Origin of the sequence: Burkholderia sp. Leaf177, assembly GCF_001424345.1 — a bacterium.
Lineage (GTDB): Bacteria > Pseudomonadota > Gammaproteobacteria > Burkholderiales > Burkholderiaceae > Caballeronia.
Genome location: NZ_LMPF01000006.1, coordinates 51,547 through 69,069 on the forward strand (window position 1 = coordinate 51,547; position 17,523 = coordinate 69,069).

The following is a 17,523-nucleotide window of genomic DNA, read 5'->3' on the forward strand; positions in this document are numbered from 1 at the left end:
CGAGCCGCGTTTTACCGTTTACATCCGTTCGATAATGCCCGCCGCGCCCATGCCCGTTCCCACGCACATGGTCACCATGCCGTACTTCAGGTTGCGCCGGCGCAAGCCATGCACGACCGTGGCGGCGCGAATGGCGCCCGTTGCGCCGAGCGGATGACCCAGCGCGATCGCGCCGCCAAGCGGATTGATCTTCGACGGATCCAGCCCCAGGTCCTGAATCACGGCCAGCGATTGCGCCGCGAACGCCTCGTTGAGTTCAATCCAGTCGATATCGTCCTGCGTCAAACCCGCCGCTTTCAACGCGGCAGGAATCGCTTCCTTCGGCCCGATACCCATGATTTCCGGCGGCACGCCGCGCACCGCGAAACTCACGAAACGCGCGAGCGGCGTCAGGTTGAATTGCTTCAGGATCTTCTCGCTGACCACGATCAACGCGCCGGCGCCGTCGGACGTTTGCGAGCTGTTGCCCGCCGTGACCGAACCCTTCGCGGCAAAGACGGGGCGCAGCTTGGCGAGCCCTTCCATGGTCGTGTCCTGACGCGGACCTTCGTCGTTCTTGATCTCGCGCGCGTTGACGCGAATCTCGCCCGTCGCCAGATCCGGGAAACGTTCGTTCAGCGCGAAGGGCGAGATTTCATCGTTGAATTCGCCGGTACGCTGCGCTTCCAATGCACGCCGATGCGATTCCACCGAGAACGCGTCCTGCGCTTCGCGGCTGATCTTCCAGCGTTCGGCCACGCGTTCCGCCGTCAAACCCATGCCGTAGGCAATGCCGACGTTTTCATCGCGATCGAAGATATGCGGCGACAACGACGGCTTGTTGCCCATCATGGGCACCATGCTCATGGATTCGCATCCGCCCGCGATCATCACGTCCGATTCGCCAACGCGAATCCGGTCGGCGGCCATCGCCAGCGCGGTCACGCCCGATGCGCAGAAGCGGTTCACGGTCACGCCGCCAACGGTGTTCGGCAAACCGGCCAGCAACGCGCCGATACGCGCCACATTCAGCCCTTGCTCGCCTTCCGGGATTGCGCAACCGATGATCGCGTCTTCGATCAGCTTCGAATCCAGCCCGGGCACTTGCGCGACTGCTGAACGGATCGCGTGGACCAGCAGTTCGTCTGGGCGCGTGTTCTTGAAAATGCCGCGCGGCGCCTTGCCGATAGGCGTCCGGCTCGCGGCGACAATGTATGCGTCCTGCACTTGTTTGCTCATTTGCATCTCCTGTCGGCTGGAGTTGGCGCTTTAGCGCCTTACTCCAGCCCCATGCATTGCGGTCGGCTGGAGTTGGCGTGTCGGCCGGAGTTGGCGCTTTAGCGCTTACTCCGGCCCCATGTCTTACTCCAGTCCTTCCGCAAATGCGATTGTCCGCGCCTTAGTTACGAACCGGCTTGCCGGTCTGCAACATGCCCATGATCCGTTCCTGCGTCTTCGCGGTGCCAAGCAAATCGACAAACGCGCGACGTTCGAGCGCCAGCAACCATTCTTCATCGACAAGACTTCCCGCTTCCACGTCTCCGCCGCACACAGCTTCCGCGATACGGCTCGCAATCAGGAAATCGTGATCGCTGATGAAGCGGCCGTCGCGCATGTTCACGAGCGACGCCTTGATGGTCGATATCGCCGAACGTCCCGCCACCGGAATCTGCGTAACACGCAACGGCGCACGATAACCGGCGGCGCTCAAAGCACGCGCTTCCTTCTTCGCGATATCGAGCAATTCGTGCACGTTAAAAACGATCGTGTCGGACGGTTTGAGATAACCCATCGAGCGCGCTTCCAAAGCCGATGCCGAGACCTTTGCCATCGCGGCGTTTTCGAACGATTTCTGCAGGAACTTCAGCAGATCGCTCGTGGCATTCACGGCGCTTGCCGCGGACGCCGCACGCAACGCCGCTTCCTTCAAGCCGCCGCCCGCAGGCACCAGGCCGACGCCGACTTCGACCAGCCCCATATACGTTTCGAAGTGCGCAACGCGCTTCGCCGAATGCAGCGCGAGTTCGCAACCGCCGCCGAGCGCGATGCCTGACACGGCGGCAACAACCGGCACGCTCGCGTACTTCACGCGCAACATGCCTTGCTGGAAGTTCTTTACAAACGGTTCGATGCCCTTCGCGCCGCCCATCATGAACGCGGGCATGGCTTCTTCGAGGTTCGCGCCGGCCGAAAACGCGCCGCCCGGGTTGCCGAGTTTCAATGCCGATGTTTGCCAGATCACGACGCCCTTGTAATCGGCTTCGGCAAGTTCGATCGCCTTCGTCAAACCTTCAATAACCGCTGGCCCGATCGTGTTCATCTTGCTCTTGAACGACACGATCACGACATCGTCTTCGCCCGCGCGATCATCGACCCAGGCGCGCACGGCGTCGGTTTCGAACAGCGTCTTGCCGTAGGATTTGGGATCGACGCCTGTCTCGCCAATCAGTGGCGCGCGGAAAACCTGCTTCGCGTAGACATCGAGCGATGAACGCGGGATGAATTTCGAAGCGCTCGGCGACCACGAGCCTTCAGCGGTGTGCACGCCGCCCTTCTCGGCCACGGGACCGTCGAAAACCCACGATGGCAGCGGCGCTTTCGACAACGCCTTGCCTGCATCGATATCTTCCTTCACCCACTGCGCGACTTGCGTCCAGCCGGCCGATTGCCAGCCTTCGAACGGGCCTTCGTTCCAGCCGAAACCCCAGCGGATCGCGAGATCGATATCGCGCGCGTTGTCCGCAACGGATTCCAGATGCACGCCGATGTAATGGAACACATCGCGGAAAATGGACCACAGGAATTGCGCTTGCGGATGCTGCGATTCACGCAGGAGTTTCAGGCGTTCCGCCGACGGACGCTTCAAAATACGGCCGACGAGTTCATCCGCCTTGCCGCCGCCATCGATGTACGTTCCCGTCTTCGGGTCCAGCACCTTGATGAGCTTGCCTTCCTTCTTGTAGAAACCCGCGCCCGACTTCTGTCCCAGCGCGCCGTTCTTCACCAGTCCGGCAAGCACCGCCGGCGTTTCGTACATCGGCAAGAAAGGATCGTCCGGCAGGTTGTCCTGCATCGTCTTGATGACGTGCGCCATGGTGTCGAGCCCGACCACATCCGCCGTGCGGAACGTCGCCGATTTCGCGCGGCCAAGACGTGCGCCGGTGAGGTCATCGACTTCATCGAAACGCAGTCCGAACTTCTCGGCTTCCGCGATCACCGCGAGAATCGAAAACACGCCCACGCGATTCGCGATGAAATTCGGCGTGTCCTTTGCGCGCACGACGCCCTTGCCGACCACGCTCGTCAGGAAGGTTTCGAGCTGATCGAGGATTTCCGGCTGCGTGGTGTTGGTCGGAATCAGTTCGACCAGATGCATGTAGCGCGGCGGATTGAAAAAATGCACGCCGCAAAAACGCGCTTTGAGTTCATCGGAGAAACCCTTCGACAATTCCGTGATCGAAAGCCCCGACGTATTCGTCGCGAAGATCGCCTTCTCGCCAATGTACGGGGAAACCTTCTTGTACAGATCGTGTTTCCAGTCCATGCGCTCGGCGATCGCTTCGATCACGAGATCGCACTCTTTCAGCTTCTCGATGTCGTCGTCGTAATTCGCGGGCTGGATATATTGGGCGTCGTCCTTCACGCCGAACGGCGCGGGCGAAAGCTTCTTCAGGTTTTCGATCGCCTTCAGCGCGATGCCGTTCTTCGGGCCTTCTTTTGCCGGCAGGTCGAACAGAAGGACCGGCACCTGGGCGTTGATCAGATGCGCAGCGATCTGCGCGCCCATCACGCCGGCGCCGAGAACCGCCACCTTGCGTATGTTCAGATTGCTCACGTTTGTCTCCGGGAGAGTATTCGGTATGACGATGCGCCACGTCTTCCAAAGACGCGGCGCATTGCAAAAGAGGCCTAGAACAAGGCTTCGTCGTATTCCATCAGCGTCTTCGATCCGGCGCGCGCGGCGCGAATCGTCGATGCCGTTTCCGGCAGCAACTTGGCGAAGTAAAAACGCGCGGTCGCGAGTTTCGCCTTGTAGAACGGATCGCCTTCGGCTTCTTTATCTAGCGCGATACGCGCCATGCGCGCCCAGAAATACGAGAACACCAGATGCCCGACGGTACGCAGATACGGCACGGCAGCGGCGCCGACTTCGTCCGGATTCTGCATGGCCTTCATGCCGATTTCCATCGTCAGTTTCTGGACCTTGTCGCCAATGTCCGCGAGCGGGTTGATGAACTCCTGCATCTCCGGCTTCACGCCTTCTTCTTCCACGAAGTCCGTCACGAGCTTGCCGAACTTCTTCAGCTTTGCGCCCATGTCGCCGAGAATCTTGCGGCCGAGCAGGTCCAGCGCCTGAATGGAATTCGTGCCTTCGTAGATCATGTTGATGCGGGCATCGCGCACGTATTGCTCCATGCCCCATTCGGAGATGAAACCGTGGCCGCCGTAGATCTGCATACCCATGTTGGTGCCTTCGAACGCGTTGTCCGTCAGGAAGGCCTTGATGACCGGCGTGAGCAGCGCAACCAGATCGGCGGCATCTTTACGTGCAGCTTCGTCGGCGTGGGACAGTTCTTTGTCGATGTTGAGCGCAGCCCAGTACGTGAACGCGCGGCCCGCTTCGGCATAAGCCTTTTGCGTGAGCAACATGCGACGAACATCCGGATGCACGATGATCGGATCAGCGCCCTTCTCCGGCGCTTTCGGCCCCGTCAGCGAACGCATCTGCAGGCGTTCCTTCGCGTACGTGAGCGAGTTCTGATACGCGATTTCCGTCAGCCCGAGGCCTTGCATGCCAACGCCGAGACGCGCCGCGTTCATCATTACGAACATGGCGTTCAAGCCCTTGTTCGGCTCGCCGACGAGCCAGCCTTTCGCTGAATCCAGATTGATCACGCAGGTCGAATTGCCGTGAATGCCCATCTTGTGTTCGATGGAACCGCACTTCACGCCGTTGCGTTCGCCGGGCGCGCCGGCATCTGTCGGAATGAACTTCGGCACGATGAAAAGCGAGATCCCCTTCGTGCCATTCGGTGCGCCCGGCAGACGCGCCAGCACCAGATGCACGATGTTCTCGGCCAGATCATGCTCGCCGCTGGAGATGAAAATCTTTGTGCCGCTGATGGCGTACGAACCGTCGCCGTTCGGCTCGGCCTTCGTGCGCAGCATTCCCAGGTCCGTGCCGCAATGGGGCTCGGTCAGGCACATGGTGCCGGTCCAGGTGCCATCGACGAGTTTCGGCAAGTACGCCTTCTGCAACTCGGGCGCGCCGTGCGCGTGCAGGCATTCGTAAGCGCCGTGCGAAAGGCCGGGGTACATCGTCCAGGCCTGGTTCGCCGAATTGAGCATTTCAAACAGCGCGTTGTTCACGAACGCCGGCAAGCCCTGGCCGCCGTATTCCGGATCGCAACCGAGCGCGGGCCAGCCGGCTTCCACGTATTGCTTGTAGGCTTCCTTGAAGCCTGCGGGCGTGCGCACGACGCCATCGCCTTCGTACGTGCAGCCTTCGCGATCGCCGACCTGATTCAGCGGAAAAAGCACTTCGGCGCAGAACTTGCCGGCTTCTTCCAGAACCTGATTGATCGTGTCGGCGTCGAGGTCCGCATGCTTCGGCATGTTCTTGACCTCGTTCTCCACGTTCAGCAATTCATGCAACACGAATTGCATGTCACGCAGCGGCGCTGTGTACTGTCCCATTCTTCATCTCCAAGTGTCCAGGAAGCTTAGGCCACGAGCGCCGTCGAATCTGCTACTGCATATTCCGCCGATTCGCCGATGCCTACAGACCCTTGCTTTGATACGAAACCATCGTTTTTTCCAGCGCGTCCCGCGTCAGTTGCACGGCCTCCGGCAAATGCAGGAAACGCGCGTCATGATGCAGACCGAGCGTGAAACTGTAGAGTTCAAAAAGCATCAGCGCAGGATCGGTATCCGCACGCAAATGGCCTTCGTCCTTCGCCTGATTGATCGCGCGCGTCAGCGCTGCTCGCCAGGTCGTCACGCTATGCACCAGTTGCTCGCGGACTGCACTGTCGGCGCGATCGTCGTACTCCACCGCGCCGCTGATGTAGATACAGCCCGTTGTCACTTCCTCGATGCGCTTTTCCATCCAGCGCGCCAGCATGGAACGCAAACGCGGCAAACCGCGCGCTTCGCGCAGGCTCGGATAAAACACTTCGTCTTCAAAGCGGCGGTGATATTCCTTCACCACTTCCACTTGCAGATCCTCGCGTGAGCCGAAATGCGCGAACACGCCACTCTTGCTCATCTGCATCCGCTCGGCCAGCAAGCCGATCGTCAAACCTTCGAGTCCGTCCCGGCTAGCCAGGTCCAACGCGGCGTCGAGGATTGCGACTCGTGTCTGTTCGCCTTTTCGCATGATTTTTACCGTTTTCATTTAACCGAAATAAAATCGAACGGCCGTACGATTATTGTAGCCGACCGTTCCTGAAACAAGCTTTTTATTAGAAACCGGGGTCTAACTTTTCATCGCGTCGATAGGACACGGCTCAAGTTTGTGCCGGATCGTGGTTCCGGGGCCAGTGGGAGTGGCCCGAGCACGTCAATCGTAGCGGCCGATGGTGAGCATTTTCATCATCGTTCGATACGCGTTGTACGCGAGCCAATTAAGCAGACGCTCACCGGCCGGACGCGCCGCGTATTGCTCGAGCGTGATTGGGCGGGCGTCTTCGTAGGCCGCGAGGATCGAATCCCGCAATTTCACGATCTCGTTTTCGTGATTCACCAGCACCATGTTCGCCTCGTTGTTCAGCACGAGGCTCAACGCGTCGAGATTCGACGACCCGACCGTCGCCCAGTTCGAATCCACCACGGCGACCTTCCCGTGTAGCATGGTTTTCTCGTACTCCGCGATCCGCACGCCCGATTTCAGCAAGTTCCGATATAAAAACGGCGTCGCGTAATCCAGCGCGACAAACTCCTTCCGGCCGATCACCAGCGTCACGCGCACGCCGCGCTGCGCAGCGCGGACCAGCGCGCGCCGCAACTTGCGGCCCGGCATGAAATACGGATTGGCAAGCATCACCTCCTTTTCCGCGTGGGAAATGGCCGCCAGATACGCTTTTTCGATCGCGCGCCGGTTCAGGAGATTATCGCGGGCAACGAACGCCACGCATGGCCGGTCGACTGCGTGAATCATGCCGCGGCGCGCCCGTAGACGAGCACGAAGCGCGCGGCGGCTGCTTCGCGATGAATCGCCAGGCTTCGCGTTCTGGTCCTGCACGCTCGAACCGCGCGGCTTCACGCCGAGGCGAATCCGCTGCCATTGGAGATCGAAGGCTTCGCGTACGTCGGAAACTACCGGCCCTTGTGTCTCCAACGCGAAATCCCATCGCGCAAATTCGATCCGCACGCCGTTCTGCTCGTAGTCATCGACTATGTTGATGCCGCCGCAAAACGCAATCTGACGATCGATAATCACCAGCTTCCGATGCGTGCGCGAAAATCCGAGTTGGCCGAATAGATGCGGGTTATAGATGCGATGTTCGACATTCGCTGCCGCCCATTCATCGAAAAGCGGGAGCTTCGCCGTGCCGATGCCATCCGTGATCACGCGCACGTGCACGCCGCGCCGCGCCGCGTTCATCAACGCAGCGGAAACGGCGCGGCCGGCGGCGTCGTCGCAGAAAATGTAGGTTTCGAGCGAAACCTCGTGCTTCGCGGCGTCGATGCGTCCGATCAAATCCGGGAAAAATGCATCGCCCGATTTGAGCAATTTGACCGTGTTGTTGATCGTGAAGCACAACCTGCCCGGGCGGCGCCCGCGAAACAACGCCTGCTTGAGTCGCGCAAAGCGACGGGAAGGCCCGCCGAAACCCATCACCGGCTGTGCTCCGCGAGGCGCTCGGGCAATTGGAGGATCGCCTCACGGTTCGACGATGAAAAACACCTCGCCGCGGCTTCGCGAAACGGCAACCAGAGAAAAGCCGTGTGTTCGCGCGGCGCGAGCGTGACTGGAATCCCGTGCGGCACGAGCAGGCTGAATTGATGCTCGACGTTGCGCACGACGCCCTCCGCGTACCGATGCCGCCATTCAGGATAAATATCGTACTCAATCTGATGATGCCAATCGATCAGCGAGCGTTCCGGCACGCCCGGGCTGCCGACCACGATGCCCGTTTCCTCCGCCACTTCGCGCGCGGCGGTCAGGGAAAAGGGTTCATTGATGTGATCCCTGGAGCCCGTCACGGACTGCCAGAACCCCGGCCGATCGGCGCGCTCGATGACGAGCACGTCCATTTCAGGCGTGTGGATGACAACGAGGACGGATTCGGGGATTTTCGGCGGCTTGGGCATATTTGGAACGGTGCGGCTATTCATGGAAGCTGGCCGAAGAATGTAACCTAAAAAACGAAAAAGGCGCATCAAGCGCCTTTTTCGTTTCGGATGTTGCCTGTGGGCTATGGGTATGAGGCATCACAACTCGTTATCAAAAATCATCGCGGAGAACCCGTTCGATAACACGTCGCTTTACCGTATGTAGTTGCCCAACGCGGACGATCGAGATTGCCAAAGTCAGAAATCGCCCGCTTGCCGATCATACGTAACTTGCGTATATTAAATGAAACTGACTTTTGTTGAGCTGCCCGCGTTTCGACGTTACCGCGATGATTATCTTGATGACGACGAATATCGGAAGTTGCCGCAGGAGTTACTCGCTCGTCCTACCGCAGGCGATGTTATCAAGGGAACGGGCGGTCTGCGCAAGCTGCGTTTTGGCAGCAGCAAACGAGGTAAAGGCAAACGTGGCGGAATACGCGTCATCTATTACTACTGGGTTTCCGGCTGGCAAATCTGGTTGTTCACCTTGTACGGCAAAGATGAAATGGATGACCTGTCCAACGACGAACGGCGAGAATTGGCGATTATGCTGAGCGCAGAAGTGGCGCGGAGAAATACGAGATGAAGCGAAATCTGTTTGCGGAATTGAAGGAAGGTGTCCACGCTTTGGCCGATCAGCGCGAAGAAAAAGTGACGCTTCGGACGGTCGAAATGGATATACCGTCGCCGGTCGAGATATCGGCGGCTGAGATCAGGGAATTGCGCGCGAAGATGAATGTGTCTCGCGCAGTGCTTGCTCACAGGTTACGCGTCAATCCGCGAACTCTGGAGAACTGGGAACAAGGAACGGCGAAGCCAAATGCCCAGGCCGCTGTCCTTATCAAACTGGTCGAGCAACATCCGGAGACTCTCGATTATCTGGCCGCACTTTAGCCAGTTTTCGCATTTTGGCTCGAATAACGAAAAAGGCGCATCAAGCGCCTTTTCGTTTCAAACGTCGCAGCCGAACTTACTGCACCTTCGGCTCCGGCTGACGCAAACGAATGTGCAGTTCCTTCAACTGCCGTTCGTCTACTTCGCTCGGCGCTTGCGTGAGCAAATCGGTCGCGCGCTGCGTCTTCGGGAACGCGATCACGTCACGGATCGAATCCGCGCCGGCCATCATGGTGACAATCCGATCCAGACCAAACGCAATACCACCGTGCGGCGGCGCGCCGTACTGCAGCGCGTCGAGCAGGAAGCCGAACTTGATCCGCGCTTCTTCAGCGTTGATCTTCAGCGCGCGGAACACCTTGCTCTGCACTTCTTCCTGATAGATCCGCACCGATCCGCCGCCGATTTCCCAGCCGTTCAGCACCATGTCGTACGCTTTCGCGAGGCAACGGCCCGGATCTGTTTCCAGATATTCCAGATGCTCTTCCTTCGGGCTCGTGAACGGGTGATGCGCAGCCACGTAACGGTTGTCTTCTTCATCGAATTCGAACATTGGGAAGTCGATAACCCACAACGGCTTCCAGCCCGATTCGAAAAGCCCGTTCGCACGGCCGAATTCCGAATGGCCGATCTTCAGACGCAGCGCGCCCAAGCTGTCGTTCACGACTTTCGAGCGATCCGCCGCGAAGAAAATGATGTCGCCGTTCTGCGCGCCGGTCCGCTCGATGATCGCGGTGATCGATGCATCGTGCAGATTTTTGACAATCGGGCTCTGCAAGCCGTCACGGCCCTTCGCGATGTCATTCACCTTGATCCAGGCCAAACCCTTCGCCCCGTAGATACGCACGAATTCCGTGTAGCCGTCGATCTCGCTACGCGTCATCTCGCCGCCACGCGGCACGCGGATCGCCGCCACACGGCCATCCTTGGAATTGGCCGGCGTACTGAATACCTTGAAATCGACGTCGCGAACGGCGTCCGTCAGGTCCGTGAATTCCAGCTTCACGCGCAGATCCGGCTTGTCCGAACCAAAGCGGCGCATGGCTTCCGAATACAGCATGACCGGGAATTTCTCATCAAGCGAAACGTCGATGGTCTTCTTGAACACATGACGGATCATCGCTTCGAACAGATCGCGAATTTCCTGCTCGCTCAAGAACGACGTTTCGCAATCGATCTGCGTGAATTCCGGCTGACGATCGGCACGCAAATCTTCGTCGCGGAAACACTTCACGATCTGATAATAACGATCGAAGTTCGCAACCATCAACAACTGCTTGAACAATTGCGGCGACTGCGGCAACGCGAAGAACTGACCCGGATTCGTACGAGAAGGCACCAGATAATCGCGCGCGCCTTCCGGCGTGCTCTTGGTCAGCATCGGCGTTTCAATGTCGATAAAACCCTGCTCATCCAGGTACTTCCGCACTTCAATTGCCACGCGATACCGCAAGCGCAGGTTTTGCTGCATCTGCGGACGGCGCAGGTCGAGCACACGATGCGTGAGGCGCGTGGTTTCGGACAGGTTGTCGTCGTCAAGCTGGAACGGCGGCGTAACCGACGGGTTCAGCACGTTCAGCTCATGGCACAGCACTTCAATCTTGCCGCTCGTCAGCCCGGCGTTCGCCGTGCCTTCGGGACGCGCACGCACGATGCCTTTCACCTGCACACAGAACTCGCCGCGCACGCCCTCGGCAACCTTGAACATGTCCGCGCGATCCGGATCGCACACGACTTGAACGAGGCCCTCGCGATCGCGCAGATCGATAAAAATGACGCCGCCGTGGTCGCGCCGGCGATGTACCCAGCCGCACAGCGAAACGCTTTGGCCCAGGAGGGCTTCGGTCACCAGACCGCAGTATTCAGATCTCATCGACATGATGTTGTGTCTTTCGTTATTCATTGATCAACGGCACGCGCGAACACATTAAACGATGTTCGCGGCACGCCGGCATTACAGCGGCGGGTCGACGGGACGGCGCGGCGCGGCCTGCGCTTGCGGCATGGACGGCGCGACTACTCCCATTGACACGATGTACTTCAACGCAGCATCGACGGACATATCGAGCTCGATGACTTCGCTTCTCGGCACCATCAGGAAAAAGCCCGAGGTGGGATTCGGCGTGGTCGGCACGTAGACGCTCACATGATCTTCGGTCAGGTGATTCACTACGTCGCCGCCAGGAACGCCCGTCAGGAATCCAATGGTGTACGAACCCGAATGAGGATAACGGATCAGCAGTGCCTTGCGGAACGCGTTGCCGCTGCTCGAAAGCAACGTGTCCGACACTTGTTTCACGCTGGTATACAACGGCCCGACCACGGGAATGTGACGCACGATCACATTCCACCACTCGACCAGTTTCTGGCCGATGAAGTTCTGCGTGAGCAAGCCCACGACAAAAATGAACGCGAGCGTAAGCACGGCGCCCAAGCCCGGCAGATGGAAACCGAACACGCGCTCGGGCTGCCACGATTCCGGCAGCAGCAGCAGCGTCTGGTCCATGGTTCCGATCACGAGACCGATCACCCACAAGGTGATGGCAAGCGGCACCAGCACCAGCAAGCCGGTGGCAAACACGGATTTCAACGTAGTCTTTTTGGTCGTCATTTACACAGCCGGAAGGCCGCACCGCCGGATTTCACGGTTTGGCTGGTTCGCCGCCCGAAGTGCAGCTTGGGTTCCGGGCGGACATCTGCGTGCGTACGATCGGACAGATCGAGCGGTTGAGCGCGGTGAAATGGATCGCGCGGGTCAGGCTTCGTTTGCGTTTCAGGCTTCGCGCTTCGTTTCAGGATTTCGGCGGGCGTCAATTAGATGCCGGAGCAGCCGGTTTCGATGCCGCCGGCGTGGACGATGCACTGCTCTTCGAACTATCCGATGCCGGCGCGCTTGCCGCCGCCGAATCGCTTTTCGAGGCGTCCTTGCCCGAACTGCCCGAATTCCCTGAATCCGATGCGCTTTCGCTCTTGGTTTCGGCCTTCGCGCCGTCTTCCTTCTTGGCGGCCGCGGGCGCACCATTATTACCGCCACGGAAGTCCGTCACGTACCAGCCAGAGCCCTTCAACTGAAAGCCTGCAGCGGTGACCTGCTTGACGAACGTGTCCTTCCCGCACTGCGGGCAGGTGGTGAGCGGCGCATCGCTCATTTTCTGGAGCGCGTCTTTTTGAAAGCCGCATGACTCGCAGCGGTACGCGTAGATCGGCATGGCACTCTTCCTACGATTGACGTTTCGGCGCTTGCAAAGCCTTGAATTATAGCCGCAAACCATCGGCGGCCCCTTAAATTCGGCCCCGCGCGGGCAGCTTTAAGACGCGATGCAACAGGTTGGCGCGCGTTTTCTATCGATGAAACACGACGTGGACGCTTGCGGACCGCTTCACCCGCGCAGAGGATATTGCGACCTCATTTTGTGGCGATACCGGGCGTTTTAAAGACGAGCGCCTCAAACTTCCGGCCGACGGCGCCATGTCAGCCAGCGTTCGCGGCCGGCGAAAACGCTGATGGAGCCGGTAACTTCCTGCTCTTCAACCAGTTCGAAGTGCGGCAAGAGCAACGCGTCGAGCGCATCTCGTTCGATACCAAATGGTGGACCGCTAGGCGTCGCGCCGAGGAAGTAGAAGCCGGCGAGCAGCGCGCCCGGCCGCAGCAACGCCGCCATGCGAGTGGCGTAATCGGTCCACCGGTCGCGCGGTAACGCGCAAAGAAACGCGCGCTCGTAGATCCAATCGGGTTCAAAAGGCGGCTCGTACGCGAAGAAATTAGCCTGTTCGACCACATCTGCGTACTCGCCCAGTTGCAGGCGAGCCGCGCTTACGGCGCTTGGCGAAAAGTCGATGGCTTTCAGCCGCCATTTTTCCTGAGCAAGCCAAAGCGCTTCATACGCGCTGCCGCAACCAGGAATCAGCACGTTTTTCAACGCGTCGCGATGTTCTTGGGCAAACGCCTTGAACGCCTCGGGCGCGCCCGCCTGATCCCAAGGCATGAATCGCCGATCGAAACGTTCGTCCCAGAACTCGGGCGAGTTGGCGTCGCGCGTGGCGAACGCCGGGGCAGCGGGTTTCGGCTCATCGGCCATGGTCTAGCCTCCGTATGCGAGCACTTGCCAGAACTCGGCCAGCACAGCGCCCGCGCCCACGGCTAGCCCAAAGATCAGCAACGCCTGCAACAATCGGTTGGTCCGTTTCTGCTCGAGCAGGATCATGCGCATCATTTCGTCGTTGCCGCCACGCGACGAGTCGTGTTGGTTTGCCAGCACCTGATGGATCAGGCGCGGCAACTGGGGCATGGTCTTGCTCCATTGCGGGGCTTCGAGCTTGAGCCTCTCATACCAGCCGCGCCAGCCGACTTGCTCGTTCATCCACCGTTCGAGATACGGCTTGGCGGTCTTCCACAAGTCGAGATCCGGATCGAGCGAACGCCCCAGACCTTCCACGTTCAGCATGGTTTTTTGCAACAAAACAAGCTGGGGCTGAATTTCGACGTTGAAGCGGCGCGAGGTCGAAAAGAGCCGCATCAGCACCTGACCCAGCGAGATATCTTTCAACGCGCGATCGAAATACGGTTCGCACACGGCCCGAATCGCGCTTTCCAGTTCTTCGACACGCGTAGTCGGCGGCACCCAGCCCGACTCCAGATGCAGTGTGGCGACCCGGTGGTAATCACGCTTGAAGAACGCGAGAAAGTTCTGCGCCAGATAGTTTTTATCGAAGTCGGAAAGCGCGCCCACGATACCGAAATCCAGCGCGATATACCGCCCGAACGTGTCCTCCGCCAGACTCACCTGAATGTTCCCGGGATGCATGTCGGCGTGAAAAAACCCGTCGCGGAAAACTTGCGTGAAGAAAATCTCGACACCTTCCTGCGCCAGTTTCGGGATATCCACGCCGGCCGCCCGCAGCACTTCCACCTGGCTGATCGGCACGCCAACCATGCGTTCCATCACAAGCACCGTGGGCGCCGAATAGTCCCAGTACATCTCCGGCACCATCAGCAAATCGAGGCCGGCAAAATTGCGCCGCAACTGACTGCCGTTAGCGGCTTCGCGCATCAGGTCGAGTTCATCGTGCAGATATTTGTCGAACTCGGCCACGACTTCTCGCGGTTTCAGGCGTTTGCCATCGGCCCATAACCGCTCGGTCCAGTACGCAATATCGCGCAGCAGCGCCAGATCCGAGTCGATCACCGGCAGCATGTTCGGCCGCAATACCTTCACCGCGACCGGTTTGCCCGCGTGCGCGCCCGTCTTGATCTTCGCGAAGTGCACCTGTGCAATGGATGCGCTAGCCACCGGCACGCGCTCGAAATCATCGAATAACACGTCGATAGACGAACCCAGCGACTTCTCGACAATTGCGATAGCCACGTCGGAATCGAACGGCGGCACCTGGTCCTGCAGCTTCGCCAGCTCATTCGCGATATCGACGGGCAGCAGATCGCGACGCGTGGACAGCACTTGCCCGAACTTCACAAAAATCGGTCCGAGACTTTCAAGCGCCAGACGAAGCCGCACGCCACGTGCGACCTCGAACTTGCGTCCGAACGTGGTCATGCGCATCAGCATGCGAACGCGCCGATCCTGAATGCCGCTCAGCACCAGTTCATCCAGGCCGAATCGCACTACGGTGAAAAAAATCTTGAGGAAACGCAGAAAACGCATGGTTCAGCCCATTACTTGCTCGTGCCGCGCGCTGGCGCGGCGCCGGGCGCTGATGCGCCACGGGCTTCGGCTTTTTGTTCGAGTCGCTCGATGCGTTTTTCGACGCGCGCAAGCGCGTCCCGGGCTATCGACAATTCGGCATTGAACGTGTCGAGGGCGCTACGGCGCACGAGTTGAGGTTGTTCGTCGAGCAGATATTCCGCGACCGATTCAAGCAGATTGCGCCCCGAGCGGCGCGCTTGTTCACCAGCAAGCCGCACGGTCGAGCCAATCCTGTGGGCCGGTCCGTCGCCAATCACGCGCGCCAGATCTTCCTCGGGCTCCCAACGAAGATGCTCGGCCAGTTTCGCGATGGTCGTCGCAAACTCCGCGTCGCCTTCTATGCGCACGTGCTTCATCACTGCCGCCTGACCACCCTGCATGAACGCTGGGACGGCGTCCGGGGGAACCGAAAGCGTGACGTCGAACGAAGCCTGGCTTTCGTCGATAGCGCCAATCAGCCCGTCCGGCTGCACCATCAGATACAGCGAAAACGGCGCAAGAACGAAGCATGCGGTCTTGCCTGCGTATGGGGAAAGACGCTCGCGGGCCCACGATTCGCGCGCGAGCACATGGTTCACAGCAGCCGCGAACGCCTTCGATGCGGTTCTGGCTGCGGCCTGGGTGGCAGAGGGGACTGCGGGTTGGGCGAAATCGTCTGCGTGCGTCATCGGCTCTGAGATGAAAAAACCCGCACAAGCGGTCACTCGTGCGGGTTTCTATTCTACCTTTGCAACTGGCGTTATCGTTTGGCCAAGGTCACCGGAAACGTAACGTTAGCCATCCGGTCTAGCCGACAAAGCCTGAACGTCGGCCTTCGTGCTCAACTAACTTGCTGAATACCAGCCAGCAGCCAGCCTTCGTTGCCGTACTTCTGCTTCGACAGGTTCCAGATTTCGACGAACGGTTCGGCAGCAGCGCCTTCCGTTTCGCGGATCAAACCGTGGAAACGCACGCTTGCCAGGCTTTCCGTGCCGCGATCTTCCACACCCAGAATGTCGGCGTTGAGCTGCACGACGTCCGTACGGTTCGGCTGCGTCCCACGCGCGTCGATATCCAGCTTCACTTCAGCGAACATTTCCGGCGTGGTGAATTCGCGAATGTCGTTCGAATTGCCACGATCCCAGGCGTCCTGCAAGCGTACGAAGTAGACCTTCGCGTTGCGCAGGAACGCATCGGTATCGAAACCGGACGGCACGGCGACTTGCGGCGCCGTTGCCGCGTCAACCGGGCTCGTATAACTCTGAACGCCCGACGGACCGTAACCACCTGGCGCCGACGGCGGCACGTAGCTCGGTTCCTGCGGCTGATTCAGGTTCGTACGAGCGGAGCCTCCGAACGGCGAACCCGCACCCGCGCTGGCCAGAGCCGGCGTTGCGCCCTTCCTGCGGTTCATGAAGAAGCGGAAGATCATCACGGCAGCCAAAACGATCAACGCAATCATGATCATGTTGGCCATTGCGCCGGCAAACGCGCCGCCCAGACCGAAATGCGACAGCAATGCCGCGATACCCAGGCCAGCCGCGAGACCTGCGATCGGTCCGAGCCAGCGGTTACGTGCGGGTTGTGCCGCGGCTGCTGCCGGCGCTGCGGCGGGCGCCGCGCGTTGCGCATTCGCCGCCTGGCCTTGCTGCATGGACTGCGACGGCGGCGTGGCTTGATGTTGTTGGGTCGCCGTGGTCGATTGACGGCCCATGCTGCGGCCGCCGCCCATGCGGCGCGCCTCAGCGTCGTCTGTAACTAATGCACCGGCCATGATTACGCCAGCCAGCGCAACGACCCCGGCTTTCCTGAATAACGACTTCAGGAAACCCCGAGTTTGGGGTAAGCGCGAATCGGACATTTCGAATCCTTTTAAAAAGTGGAACACTAAAATTTGGTCCCGACGTGTAACGCTACCACGCCACCTGACAAATTGTAATATTCGACTCGTTCCAAGCCCGCGCGTTCCATCATTGTTTTTAAAGTTTCCTGGTCCGGATGCATCCGGATGGACTCCGCGAGGTATCGGTAGCTATCTGCATCTTTCGCTATTTTGTCGCCAAGCCACGGCAAAATCTTGAAACTGTAGAGATCGTAAGCTTTCTTGAGCGGATCCCATACCTTCGAGAATTCCAGCACCATCACCTTTCCGCCCGGCTTCACGACGCGATACATTTCCGCCAACGCACCATCTTTGTGCGTCATATTACGAAGTCCAAAGGCAACTGTAATGATATCGAAATAATTATCGGGGAATGGAATCCTCTCCGCATCGCAGATCAAGGTCGGTGTGATCACGCCTTTGTCCAGAAGCCGGTCGCGCCCGACGCGCAGCATCGATTCGTTGATGTCCGTGTGCCAGACTTCGCCTTTTTCGCCCGCCTGTTTAGCAAACGCCTTCGCCAGATCGCCCGTCCCGCCTGCCAGATCGAGGACTTTGTAGCCCGGCCGCACCTTCGCCTGGCCGATCGTGAACAGCTTCCACGCACGATGCAAACCGCCCGACATCAGGTCGTTCATCAGGTCGTAATTGCCCGCGACGGAGTGGAAAACGCCTGCCACTTTCTTCGCTTTGTCTTGTTCGTCGACCGTTTCAAAACCGAAGTGGGTCTTGCTCATCGCGTTTGTC

General features: G+C 59.4%; 16 protein-coding genes. 2 read left to right on the plus strand and 14 right to left on the minus strand.

Going from position 1 to position 17,523, the window contains the following annotated elements; translation table 11 throughout:
• Positions 1–18: 18 nt before the first annotated feature.
• The 6 genes from ASG35_RS09025 to nudB form a co-directional block, all read right to left on the minus strand.
• Positions 19–1,218 (minus strand): acetyl-CoA C-acyltransferase, encoded by a 1,200-nt coding sequence (locus ASG35_RS09025; RefSeq protein ID WP_056355795.1) that lies wholly within the window; start codon positions 1,216–1,218, stop codon positions 19–21.
• A 160-nt stretch (positions 1,219–1,378) separates the two neighbouring features.
• Entirely contained in the window at positions 1,379–3,814 is a 2,436-nt protein-coding gene (locus ASG35_RS09030) for a 3-hydroxyacyl-CoA dehydrogenase/enoyl-CoA hydratase family protein (protein WP_056355732.1), read from the minus strand.
• A 74-nt stretch (positions 3,815–3,888) separates the two neighbouring features.
• Complete coding sequence (locus ASG35_RS09035; RefSeq protein WP_056355733.1) at positions 3,889–5,676, minus strand: acyl-CoA dehydrogenase C-terminal domain-containing protein; 1,788 nt, start codon at positions 5,674–5,676, stop codon at positions 3,889–3,891.
• 82 nt (positions 5,677–5,758) lie between these two features.
• A complete protein-coding gene (locus ASG35_RS09040; protein WP_056355797.1) occupies positions 5,759–6,358 on the minus strand; it encodes a TetR/AcrR family transcriptional regulator in 600 nt (199 codons plus the stop codon).
• A gap of 183 nt (positions 6,359–6,541) precedes the next feature.
• Entirely contained in the window at positions 6,542–7,819 is a 1,278-nt protein-coding gene (gene clsB, locus ASG35_RS09045) for a cardiolipin synthase ClsB (RefSeq protein ID WP_056355736.1), read from the minus strand.
• Positions 7,819–8,295 (minus strand): dihydroneopterin triphosphate diphosphatase, encoded by a 477-nt coding sequence (gene nudB / locus ASG35_RS09050; protein ID WP_056355738.1) that lies wholly within the window; start codon positions 8,293–8,295, stop codon positions 7,819–7,821. Before nudB ends, clsB begins: the two co-directional genes overlap by 1 nt.
• Positions 8,296–8,560: 265 nt before the next feature.
• On the opposite strand from nudB, the gene ASG35_RS09055 reads away from it, so the two are divergent.
• Positions 8,561–8,905: a hypothetical protein gene (locus tag ASG35_RS09055; RefSeq protein ID WP_056355739.1), complete on the plus strand. Its 345-nt coding sequence runs from the start codon at positions 8,561–8,563 to the stop codon at positions 8,903–8,905.
• Positions 8,902–9,213 (plus strand): helix-turn-helix domain-containing protein, encoded by a 312-nt coding sequence (locus ASG35_RS09060; protein ID WP_056355741.1) that lies wholly within the window; start codon positions 8,902–8,904, stop codon positions 9,211–9,213. Before ASG35_RS09055 ends, ASG35_RS09060 begins: the two co-directional genes overlap by 4 nt.
• 76 nt (positions 9,214–9,289) lie before the next feature.
• Here ASG35_RS09060 and aspS read toward each other — a convergent pair whose 3' ends face one another.
• The 8 genes from aspS to ubiE form a co-directional block, all read right to left on the minus strand.
• The gene (aspS, locus tag ASG35_RS09065; protein ID WP_056355798.1) at positions 9,290–11,092 is read right to left on the minus strand and encodes an aspartate--tRNA ligase; all 1,803 of its coding nucleotides are present in this window, start codon (positions 11,090–11,092) and stop codon (positions 9,290–9,292) included.
• A gap of 75 nt (positions 11,093–11,167) precedes the next feature.
• On the minus strand, positions 11,168–11,824 hold the full coding sequence (locus ASG35_RS09070; protein ID WP_056355743.1) for a DUF502 domain-containing protein: 657 nt from the start codon (positions 11,822–11,824) through the stop codon (positions 11,168–11,170).
• A gap of 199 nt (positions 11,825–12,023) precedes the next feature.
• Entirely contained in the window at positions 12,024–12,422 is a 399-nt protein-coding gene (locus ASG35_RS09080; protein ID WP_056355747.1) for an FmdB family zinc ribbon protein, read from the minus strand.
• Between the two features lie 237 nt (positions 12,423–12,659).
• A complete protein-coding gene (locus ASG35_RS09085; RefSeq protein WP_056355749.1) occupies positions 12,660–13,292 on the minus strand; it encodes a methyltransferase in 633 nt (210 codons plus the stop codon).
• 3 nt (positions 13,293–13,295) lie between these two features.
• On the minus strand, positions 13,296–14,873 hold the full coding sequence (gene ubiB, locus ASG35_RS09090) for a ubiquinone biosynthesis regulatory protein kinase UbiB (protein ID WP_056355751.1): 1,578 nt from the start codon (positions 14,871–14,873) through the stop codon (positions 13,296–13,298).
• An 11-nt stretch (positions 14,874–14,884) separates the two neighbouring features.
• Positions 14,885–15,583: a ubiquinone biosynthesis accessory factor UbiJ gene (locus ASG35_RS09095; RefSeq protein WP_082508300.1), complete on the minus strand. Its 699-nt coding sequence runs from the start codon at positions 15,581–15,583 to the stop codon at positions 14,885–14,887.
• A gap of 152 nt (positions 15,584–15,735) precedes the next feature.
• Entirely contained in the window at positions 15,736–16,755 is a 1,020-nt protein-coding gene (locus tag ASG35_RS09100) for a Tim44 domain-containing protein (protein ID WP_056355753.1), read from the minus strand.
• A 26-nt stretch (positions 16,756–16,781) separates the two neighbouring features.
• Positions 16,782–17,513 (minus strand): bifunctional demethylmenaquinone methyltransferase/2-methoxy-6-polyprenyl-1,4-benzoquinol methylase UbiE, encoded by a 732-nt coding sequence (gene ubiE, locus ASG35_RS09105; protein ID WP_056355755.1) that lies wholly within the window; start codon positions 17,511–17,513, stop codon positions 16,782–16,784.
• Positions 17,514–17,523: the final 10 nt, after the last annotated feature.

What these genes read in the sequence shown, in the direction of transcription:
- ubiE (WP_056355755.1), bottom strand. Translation starts at nt 17,513, where the DNA reads ATGAGCAAGACCCACTTCGGTTTTGAAACGGTCGACGAACAAGACAAA.
- ASG35_RS09035 (WP_056355733.1), bottom strand. Translation starts at nt 5,676, where the DNA reads ATGGGACAGTACACAGCGCCGCTGCGTGACATGCAATTCGTGTTGCAT.
- ASG35_RS09080 (WP_056355747.1), bottom strand. Translation starts at nt 12,422, where the DNA reads ATGCCGATCTACGCGTACCGCTGCGAGTCATGCGGCTTTCAAAAAGAC.
- clsB (WP_056355736.1), bottom strand. Translation starts at nt 7,819, where the DNA reads ATGGGTTTCGGCGGGCCTTCCCGTCGCTTTGCGCGACTCAAGCAGGCG.
- ubiB (WP_056355751.1), bottom strand. Translation starts at nt 14,873, where the DNA reads ATGCGTTTTCTGCGTTTCCTCAAGATTTTTTTCACCGTAGTGCGATTC.
- nudB (WP_056355738.1), bottom strand. Translation starts at nt 8,295, where the DNA reads ATGCCCAAGCCGCCGAAAATCCCCGAATCCGTCCTCGTTGTCATCCAC.
- ASG35_RS09055 (WP_056355739.1), top strand. Translation starts at nt 8,561, where the DNA reads ATGAAACTGACTTTTGTTGAGCTGCCCGCGTTTCGACGTTACCGCGAT.
- ASG35_RS09060 (WP_056355741.1), top strand. Translation starts at nt 8,902, where the DNA reads ATGAAGCGAAATCTGTTTGCGGAATTGAAGGAAGGTGTCCACGCTTTG.
- ASG35_RS09025 (WP_056355795.1), bottom strand. Translation starts at nt 1,218, where the DNA reads ATGAGCAAACAAGTGCAGGACGCATACATTGTCGCCGCGAGCCGGACG.
- aspS (WP_056355798.1), bottom strand. Translation starts at nt 11,092, where the DNA reads ATGTCGATGAGATCTGAATACTGCGGTCTGGTGACCGAAGCCCTCCTG.
- ASG35_RS09085 (WP_056355749.1), bottom strand. Translation starts at nt 13,292, where the DNA reads ATGGCCGATGAGCCGAAACCCGCTGCCCCGGCGTTCGCCACGCGCGAC.
- ASG35_RS09040 (WP_056355797.1), bottom strand. Translation starts at nt 6,358, where the DNA reads ATGCGAAAAGGCGAACAGACACGAGTCGCAATCCTCGACGCCGCGTTG.
- ASG35_RS09095 (WP_082508300.1), bottom strand. Translation starts at nt 15,583, where the DNA reads ATGACGCACGCAGACGATTTCGCCCAACCCGCAGTCCCCTCTGCCACC.
- ASG35_RS09100 (WP_056355753.1), bottom strand. Translation starts at nt 16,755, where the DNA reads ATGTCCGATTCGCGCTTACCCCAAACTCGGGGTTTCCTGAAGTCGTTA.
- ASG35_RS09070 (WP_056355743.1), bottom strand. Translation starts at nt 11,824, where the DNA reads ATGACGACCAAAAAGACTACGTTGAAATCCGTGTTTGCCACCGGCTTG.